The 8,564-nt window shown below is 28.6% G+C and carries 8 protein-coding genes and 1 other annotated feature; of the genes, 7 read left to right on the top strand and 1 reads right to left on the bottom strand.

Features of this window, described 5'->3' with window-relative positions:
- From Q0V24_RS05550 to Q0V24_RS05535, 4 genes are all read left to right on the top strand, one after another.
- Positions 1-1,263: serine protein kinase (locus tag Q0V24_RS05550; RefSeq protein WP_297519403.1), on the top strand; the 1,263-nt coding region annotated here is incomplete at its 5' end.
- Between the two features lie 5 nt (positions 1,264-1,268).
- Positions 1,269-2,450, top strand: a complete 1,182-nt coding sequence (gene yhbH / locus Q0V24_RS05545; RefSeq protein ID WP_297519401.1) for a sporulation protein YhbH — start codon at positions 1,269-1,271, stop codon at positions 2,448-2,450.
- A gap of 13 nt (positions 2,451-2,463) precedes the next feature.
- Positions 2,464-3,837 carry a SpoVR family protein gene (locus Q0V24_RS05540; protein WP_297519399.1) on the top strand — a complete coding sequence of 458 codons (1,374 nt, stop codon included), beginning with the start codon at positions 2,464-2,466 and terminating at the stop codon, positions 3,835-3,837.
- Positions 3,838-3,948: 111 nt separating this feature from the next.
- A complete protein-coding gene (locus Q0V24_RS05535; RefSeq protein WP_297519397.1) occupies positions 3,949-4,305 on the top strand; it encodes a hypothetical protein in 357 nt (118 codons plus the stop codon).
- Positions 4,306-4,360: 55 nt separating this feature from the next.
- On the opposite strand, the gene pssA is transcribed toward Q0V24_RS05535, so the two are convergent.
- A complete protein-coding gene (pssA, locus tag Q0V24_RS05530; protein ID WP_297519396.1) occupies positions 4,361-4,882 on the bottom strand; it encodes a CDP-diacylglycerol--serine O-phosphatidyltransferase in 522 nt (173 codons plus the stop codon).
- Between the two features lie 294 nt (positions 4,883-5,176).
- Here pssA and Q0V24_RS05525 point away from each other — a divergent pair, with 294 nt between their 5' ends.
- The 3 genes from Q0V24_RS05525 to Q0V24_RS05515 all read left to right on the top strand — a co-directional run bounded on the left by Q0V24_RS05525 (position 5,177) and on the right by Q0V24_RS05515 (position 8,247).
- Complete coding sequence (locus Q0V24_RS05525; protein ID WP_297519394.1) at positions 5,177-6,055, top strand: YegS/Rv2252/BmrU family lipid kinase; 879 nt, start codon at positions 5,177-5,179, stop codon at positions 6,053-6,055.
- 208 nt (positions 6,056-6,263) lie between these two features.
- Positions 6,264-6,752 carry a hypothetical protein gene (locus Q0V24_RS05520; protein ID WP_297519392.1) on the top strand — a complete coding sequence of 163 codons (489 nt, stop codon included), beginning with the start codon at positions 6,264-6,266 and terminating at the stop codon, positions 6,750-6,752.
- A gap of 226 nt (positions 6,753-6,978) precedes the next feature.
- Positions 6,979-8,247, top strand: coding sequence for a CBS domain-containing protein (locus Q0V24_RS05515; protein WP_297519390.1), 1,269 nt, complete (start codon positions 6,979-6,981; stop codon positions 8,245-8,247).
- Between the two features lie 83 nt (positions 8,248-8,330).
- Positions 8,331-8,560 (top strand) — a binding site (T-box leader).
- Positions 8,561-8,564: the final 4 nt, after the last annotated feature.

Here is an 8,564-nt window from a genome sequence, read left to right as displayed (position 1 = left end):
ACTAGTATTCTAAATGGGTCAATTGATATTTCAAGAATGGATATGTATGCAGAGGATGATCCAAGAATATTTTCACTTAATGGAGCATTTAATGTTGGTAATAGAGGGATGGTTGAGTTTATTGAAGTATTTAAGAATGATGTTGAGTATTTACACACAATCATTACAGCTACTCAAGAAAAGTCTATACCATCACCAGGTAAGGGTTCTATGATTTATTTTGATGGTCTTATTATAGCTCATTCAAATGAAGCAGAGTGGACTAGATTTAAATCAGATCATACTAATGAAGCTATTTTAGATAGAATAGTTAAGGTTGAAGTACCTTACTGTTTAGAGCTTACAGAGGAAACAAAAATTTATGAGAAAATTATTAAAAAGTCAAACTTTAATGCACATATAGCACCTCATTCAATTGAGATAGCAGGTATGTTTGCAGTTTTATCAAGACTTGTACCATCAATGAAAGTTGACCCTATGACAAAACTTAAAATTTACAATGGTGAAGACATAGTTGAAAAGGGTGCAACTAAGAGAATTGATATTACAGAACTTAAGGAAGAGGCTGGTTCATTTGAAGGGATGAAAGGTATTTCTACAAGATTTATAATTAAAGCTATAGATAATGCACTTTCAAATTCAGAAACTAACTGTATAAATCCTTTAAGTATAATGGAAAGTATTATTAAGTCTGTTAAAGAGATGGATATAGCTCAAGATGATAAAAAGAAATATCTTGGATTTATTCAGGATACTATTAGAAAAGAGTATAATAAAATTCTTGAAAAAGAAATTACAAAAGCATTTATACATTCATTTAGAGAGCAAGCGGACAGCTTGTTTAATAACTATTTAGATAATGCAGAGGCTTATATAAATAAAAATAAAATTAAAGATGGTTCAACAGGAGAAGAGTTGAATCCTGATGAAGAGTTTATGAGAAGCATAGAAGAACAAATAGGAATTTCAGAAGCTTCGGCTAAAGGCTTTAGAGCAGATGTTACATCATATATGTTCTACCTTGTAAGAAGTGGATCACAGATAGATTACAAATCATATGAACCGTTAAAAGAAGCTATAGAGAAAAAACTTACTGCATCAGTTAAAGATTTATCTAGAATAATAACTCGTTCAAGAGTTAGAGATAAAGAGCAAGATGCTAAGTATAGTACAATGGTCGCTGAAATGGAGAAAAACGGATACTGTCCTCACTGTTGCGATATAATTTTAAAGTATGCATCTAATAATTTATGGAAGGACTAGTTTAAATGGCAATTTTCAGAGATCAATTAGATAATCAAGTTGAACATGATAGAGCAATTGAGGATAGAAGAAGGCATAGACAACTAGTAGAGAAGTCAATTAAAGAGAATTTAGGTGATATTTTATCAGAAGAAAGTATCATAGGTGAGAGTAAAAACAAAAAGTATAAGATACCTATAAGAGGCATAAAGGAATATCAATTTATATATGGTAAAAACAGTTCTGGTGTAACAACTGGAACTGGAGATGAGAAAAAAGGGGATAAAATAGGTTCAGCATCTGATAAGCAAGGTAAGGGGAATGGTGCTGGTGGACCTGGAAATGAGGAAGGTAAAGATGTTTATGAAACAGAAATAACATTAGATGATCTTTTAGATTATATTGTTGAAGATTTAGACCTTCCTAATCTTGATAGAAAAAAATATTCTGAAATAATTGTTGAGAGTAGGGGTAAAAGAAGAGGTTATCAAAGATTTGGTATAAGACCAAGACTTGCTAAAAAGAAAACAGTTATGTCTAAGTTCTCAAGAATGCAAGGGAAGAAAAGAGCTTTAGAAGAAGTTGGAGAAAGTACAGAAATTGAAAGATTTCCATTTAGAGAAGAAGATTTAAGATATTATAGAGTTACTAAAAAGCCAAAGAAGGAAAGTAATGCTGTTATGATTTTTATAATGGACGTTTCGGGTTCTATGGATAGTACTAAAAAATATCTTGCAAGGTCATTTTTCTTTGTATTATCTAAGTTTCTTAGAAGAAAATATAATAATTTAGCATTTGAATTTATATCACATACAACAGTTGCAAAGCATGTAAATGAGTATGAGTTTTTCCATAAAGGTGAATCAGGAGGAACATATATATCATCAGGGCTTAATGAAGCTTTAAAATTAATTGAAGAAAAATATAACCCTAATAGATGGAATATATATCCTTTCTATGCGTCTGATGGAGATAACTGGAGTGAAGATAATGAAAAAGCTATACAAGCTGTAAATGAGCTTTGTGAAGTTTCTAATTTATTTGGATATGCAGAACTTTTACCATCAACTTATTCAACAACTATGTATTATAGATTTGAAAAAGAAATAGAGAAAAGTAATTTTGTACCTGTAATTGTTAAAGAAAAGAAAGATTTATGGGTAGCTTTAAAAGAAATGTTATCACAGGAACTTAAAGAGGATGACTAGGGAGGTATAAACTATGGATTATTTATTAAAAGACTTAGAAGAGTGGAATGAGAAGATAGAAGAAATAGTGAAAGAAGTTGGTCTTGATTGTTATCCTCAAGAGTTTGAAATTATTGGTTATAATGATATGTTAGCTTATGAGTCATATGTGGGGATGCCAGCAAAGTATCCTCACTGGAGCTATGGAAAAGCATATGAAAAAAACAAAACATTATATTCTTTAAATATGTCAGGGCTTCCTTATGAGATGGTTATAAACTCAAATCCAAGCCTTGCATATTTAATGAGAGATAACACACTTTTATTACAAATATTAACTATTGCACATGTATATGGTCATAATGATTTCTTTAAAAATAATAGACTTTTTAAAGAAGGAACTAGAGCAAGGCAGACATTAGAAATGTTTAAACTTGATGCAGATATAATTAGAGGATATATAAATGACCCTAGTATAGGATATGAGGAAGTTGAGAGGGTTATAGATGCAGCTCATGCTATAAGATTCCAAGTTCCAAGAGTTGTAGGGGTTAAAAAGTTATCTAATGAAGAAATTAAAGAAAGAATGTTAGATGAGTATATGAGTAAAAGAGAACAAAGAAGCATATTAGATCCTTATGAGCCTACATCACCACCAGATGTTAGTAAAATACCATTAGAGCCAGATGATGATTTAATGATGTTTATAATGACTTATGGAGAGTTACAAGAATGGGAAAAAAATATATTAAGTATTGTAAGAAGAGAAAGCATGTACTTTGTACCTCAAATGGAAACTAAAATTATAAATGAGGGTTGGGCAAGTTTTTGGCATTATAATATATTAAAAAAATTAAATCTTTCAGACGGTTTGTATTTAGAATTTATAAAGCGTCACAATGATGTTATATCTCCAATTCCATATGGGCTTAATCCTTATTATATTGGGTTTAAAATATTAGAGGATATAGATAAAAAATATGGAAGAGAGAAGATGTTTGAGGTAAGAGCATTAGAGAGAGATAATTCTTTTATAAGAAAATATTTAACTAAAGAGCTTTGCGAGGAACTTGATTTATTTAAGTATGCTCAAAAAGGTTTTGATATAGTGGTTGATGAAGTTGCTGATGAAGATGGTTGGATGAAAATAAGAGATACAATAGCTTCAGAGTGTGGAGTGGGCACTATCCCATATATAAGAGTGAGTGAGCTAGATAAAAAAGAGTATTCTCTAAATTTAGAGCATGTATATGATGGAAGAGAATTAGATTCAACCTATACAAAAAAGACATTAAAACATATATATAAACTTTGGAAAAGAAAAGTTACATTAACTACTAAGAATAGAGATGGCACAGAAGTTATATATGTATGTGATGATAAAAATATAAATCAAACATCTATGTGAAAATTGTAATTAAGTTTGAGTAAATATAATTTTTGTAAATTAATTTAAGGGGTTTAAGTTTTATATACTTGAACTCCTTTAAATCTTATTTGGGGTTTTATGGAGGTGTTTATGGGTTCAAGAATAGTTTACGATCAGTATTTTAGAGAAATAAATAGTTTAGTAGATATACTAGGTAAATATGTTAATTCATATAGACTTCTGATAGGGAGTGCAGGAGAACTTAACTCTATTGCGTTAGCTAAAAAAGGTGATGTTAAAGATACATTAAAAAGAGTTGAGGAAATTGGAGACCTTATAGACTGCTTAGTAGATACATTAGATTGTGCACAGTGTAATTATATAGAGTATTTAAAAATTAAAGGAACAATATTGCAAGTTGAGATTAGCAAAGAGATTATTTTAACAGAAATTGATAATGAATTAAAATTTCAAAATGATCAAAGGGATGATCCAAAAGATGATTAGAATAAAGAATTATTTGCAAAAAAATAAGCCTCTCTTATAAAAAGAGGCTTATTTTTTATAATTTCTTTAGTTTAAAGTTACTTACCATAAGATAAGCTAAAATAACTATAAGAATAAATGGTATATATGGATTTAAAAAATCTTTAGCTGTAAATAAAGCATATACAGCCATAATACATCCAGCTATTGTTATAGGAATACCTCTAAATTCTCCGTCAAACTCAGTTGTGTTATATCTAGCAAGTCTAAAAGCACCACATATAGGGAAAGCTAAAAGAGCAGCGTAGCCTATGATTCCAAATCCCATGAAATCTTTGAAGTTGTATAAAACAAATGATAGTATTGCAGGTGCTACACCAAATGAAACAAGATCGGCTAAAGAATCAAGTTCTTTTCCAAGTTCACTAGTAACATTAAGGTACCTAGCAATTCTTCCGTCATATCTATCAACGATTGCTGCAAGTATTATAAGACCTGCTGAAAGCATAAATTTTTTATCGAATGTTGCGAGTAGAGAAAGTACACCACATCCAAGGTTTATGAATGTGAATATGTTCGGTATACAACTTTTTTTCATAACCAATATCACTCCTAAGTTTTTAACACACATAGTTTATATAATAGTATATTATTTTTAATATAAAAAATAAGTGGATTTTCAATCTTTTTTGCATTATAAAAAAATTCTTAATATAATATAAAACTATGCAAAATAATATCTTAAATTATATCAGTAAGGACAAATTGTGTAAAGTCGACAATGATTTAAATAAATGATATAATTTGTTTAATATTAATGATTAAAAAAGAAATTGAGAAGTGCTTTATAAATTAAAATTATAAAGTTTTAATTTAAGCGTGGAGGTAAAAGGTGAAAAAGGTAAAATTTATTTATAATCCTTATTCTGGTGAAAATGCAATATTAGCTCATTTAGATACGGTAATAAAAATGCATCAAGAAAAAGACTTTACAATAGTTCCTTTTAGAATAACTAGAGGGGAAGGTATTGAACATGCTTTAGAAGACATAGATGACAGTTATGAATATATACTTTTAGCTGGTGGAGATGGTACAGTAGATTCAGTTGTGAATGCAATGAAAAGTAAGGGGCTTGATTTGCCAATTGGAATTCTACCTGTGGGTACAGCTAACGATTTTGCTAAATTTTTAGGTATTCCAACAGATATTACAAAGTGTGTAGAACAAATATTATCTACAGAGCCAAAATCAGTAGATTTAGGACAAGTAAATGATAAGTATTTTGTAAATGTTCTCTCAACAGGATTATTTACAGATGTCTCTCAAAAAACAGATGTAAACTTGAAAAATACAATAGGTAAACTTGCTTATTATCTAAAAGGGCTAGAGCAATTACCTAATTTTAGAAAGCTTAATATGAGAATAACTACAAATGGAAGAGTAGAAGAATTTCACATGTATCTAGTTTTAGCTTTTAATGGTCAAACAGCAGGAAACTTTAAGCTTGCAACAGAAGCAAAAATTGATGATGGTCTTCTAGATATTATTATATTTAAAGCTGTTAGTGTTCCAGAATTAATACACTTATTTATAAGAGTATTAAGAGGTGAGATAATAAATGATTCAAGAGTAGAATATTTTAAGACTGATAATATAATTATAGAATCATCAGAGGATATTGTTACTGATATAGATGGAGAAAAAGGACCTGATTTCCCATTACATGTAAAATGTATAAAGGATGGAATTAAGATTTTAGGAATAAAATAGTGATTTACTTAATAATTATAAGTAACTAATATAAAGGGAGGGATAAGCTTTGATAGCTTTAATATCTTATTACACCTTTTTGTTGCTTATAATTATTTTTTATTTATATCTATTTTTTGAGAATGTAAAAAGAAGCCCAAAGAAATTTAAAAGATATATAAGTATTTTTTTGTTTCTTGGGATTATAAAAAATATGTTTGTTTTTTTTATGAGTCTTTTAAGTTTTCAGGTAGATATAAAAATAGCAAAAATTATTATTTTTATAGATTTATTATATATTCCAGTATTGATAATTCTTTTAAGCTACATATTTCTGCGAAGTGATAATATGGATTTTAAGTATATAAAAATAAAAATGGGTATAGTTGGGGCAATATATACTTGTGTTATTATAATATTTGAACCAATTTATAAATTAAGTATTGAATATGGGTATACAGTTCAAATGAGTAAAAATATTTTATTTAGGGGAATATATATAAGTTTATTTGTATATTTTTTAATACATGCTATATTAGTTAAATTAAATAAATCAACTAATATGATTGGATTAAATTTTATTGCGATAACCATGTGTGTTTTTATATTTGAAAATTTAGTGCTATTAGTAGTTCAAAATTATATGCCATACTGCCTAGTAGGAGAATTATTTTTAGCTGGGACTTTGATATTTGGTCTTAAGACTTTTAAGTCTTAAGATCTTTTTTTATCAAATCAAATATAAATTTTATTTGATTTTTTAACAATATGATAATATTATATTATAGGAATTATATTTTAATTAAGGACGGTGATACTAAATGGAGGGAGACCCTCGATCTAAAAAAAGGTATATATTAAAATTTAATAGTAACTTGCTAGGGAGAGGAAATGCTAACTTTTAGTTTTACTTAGTCCTCCTCTAGTAGCAGAGGAGGATTAGAATGAATAAGAACAAAAGATTAACATTCTTTCTTTTAACATCAATTTTAAATAATAAAATATATGATGAATATAATGATATTATGGGGACTTTAAAAGATATTTATGTTAGTACAAATGAAGGATATCCAAAAGTTGTTGGGTACAAAGTGAAAAATGATCAAGGTGTAATTGATTATGAGTTTAAAAGTATAAATTTTTATCAATTAGAAAATGGTAAAATAAATATACAAATAATAGGAAGTAGAGAGATACTTCCAAGAAATTATACATATCTTTTAACAGTAGATGTTTTAGATAAGAAGATAGTTGATATTAATGGAAAAAAGGTAGTTAGAGTTGATGATTTAAGAATAGCAAATATTGCTGATGAATATAGATTAATAGCTGTTGAAACAGGTAAAGCAGTTAAATATAGAAGAATGGGACTAGAAGGCCTAGGTAAATTTTTATCAAATATATTTAGGACTGATTTTTCAGAAAGAGCTATAATGTGGGAAGATGTACAGGCACTAGAAGCTTCACAAAGCAATCTACAAATACCAGTCTCATATAAAAGAATTCAAGAATTACATCCTGCTGATATAGCAGATATATTAGAAGAACTTGATGCTAAGGAAAGGAAATCTGTATTTGAAAGTTTAAATGAAGACCTTGCAGCGGATACGTTAGAAGAGGTAGAACCGAAGTTTCAAGGGAGTATAATAAGGGAGTTATCTGATATTAAGACAGCAGAGCTTTTTGAAAATATACCTAATGATGAAATAGCGGATATTTTAGATGACTTAAGTGAAGAGGACAGAGAGAAAGTTCTTGTAAATATAGAAAAAGAAGATGCACATGAGATTGAAGGGTTACTTGCATATAGTGATGAGAGTGTTGGAAGTATAATGAATACAGATTTTATTTCTCTTAATTACGCAGAAATGTCAGTTGGGGAAACACTTCTTTTGCTTAGAGAAACACAGCCAGAGGAAGAGGTAATGTATACAATATATCTTACTGATATATCGGGTAGACTTGTAGGTCATGTTTCATTTTCACAATTATTACTTAATGACCCTATAAAAAAATTAAGAGATGTAATGGACGATAATATAATAACATTATCTTATGATGATAAGATTGAAGAGGCAGCAGAGCTTGTAGAAAAATATGCATTGCTATCTATTCCAGTTATAGATAATGATGAAATTTTAATTGGGTCAGTACTTATGTATGATGTTATTGATGAATTCTTTGCACCGATGTGGAAAAGAAGAAATAAGTAAAAATTTATTTCTTAAAAAAGTGTTGCAAAATCCATAAAATGGCATATAATTAAATTAAAGGAAATCATATCAAAATACTAGGAAAAGAAGCATAGAAAAAGTAGAGTAGTATAAATGATGGATACAGAGATAGAAGAGAGCTGAGAACTTCTAACCTTTAATCTATATGAAGTGCACTTTGGAGCTTGAACCTGAATTTAAAGTAAGGATTTACGGTGTCAACCGTTATAATGATATAGTATGTAAGTACTAGAAGAATAAAATATTTTTATGTTTAAATAGAGTGGAATCGCGGATAAACTTCGCCTCTAAATGAA

It is taken from the genome of uncultured Clostridium sp. (assembly GCF_947039605.1).
Taxonomy (GTDB): Bacteria; Bacillota; Clostridia; order Clostridiales; family Clostridiaceae; genus Sarcina.
Note: the sequence above shows the minus strand (reverse complement) of the source record. Positions and strands in the feature narration are given on the sequence as shown.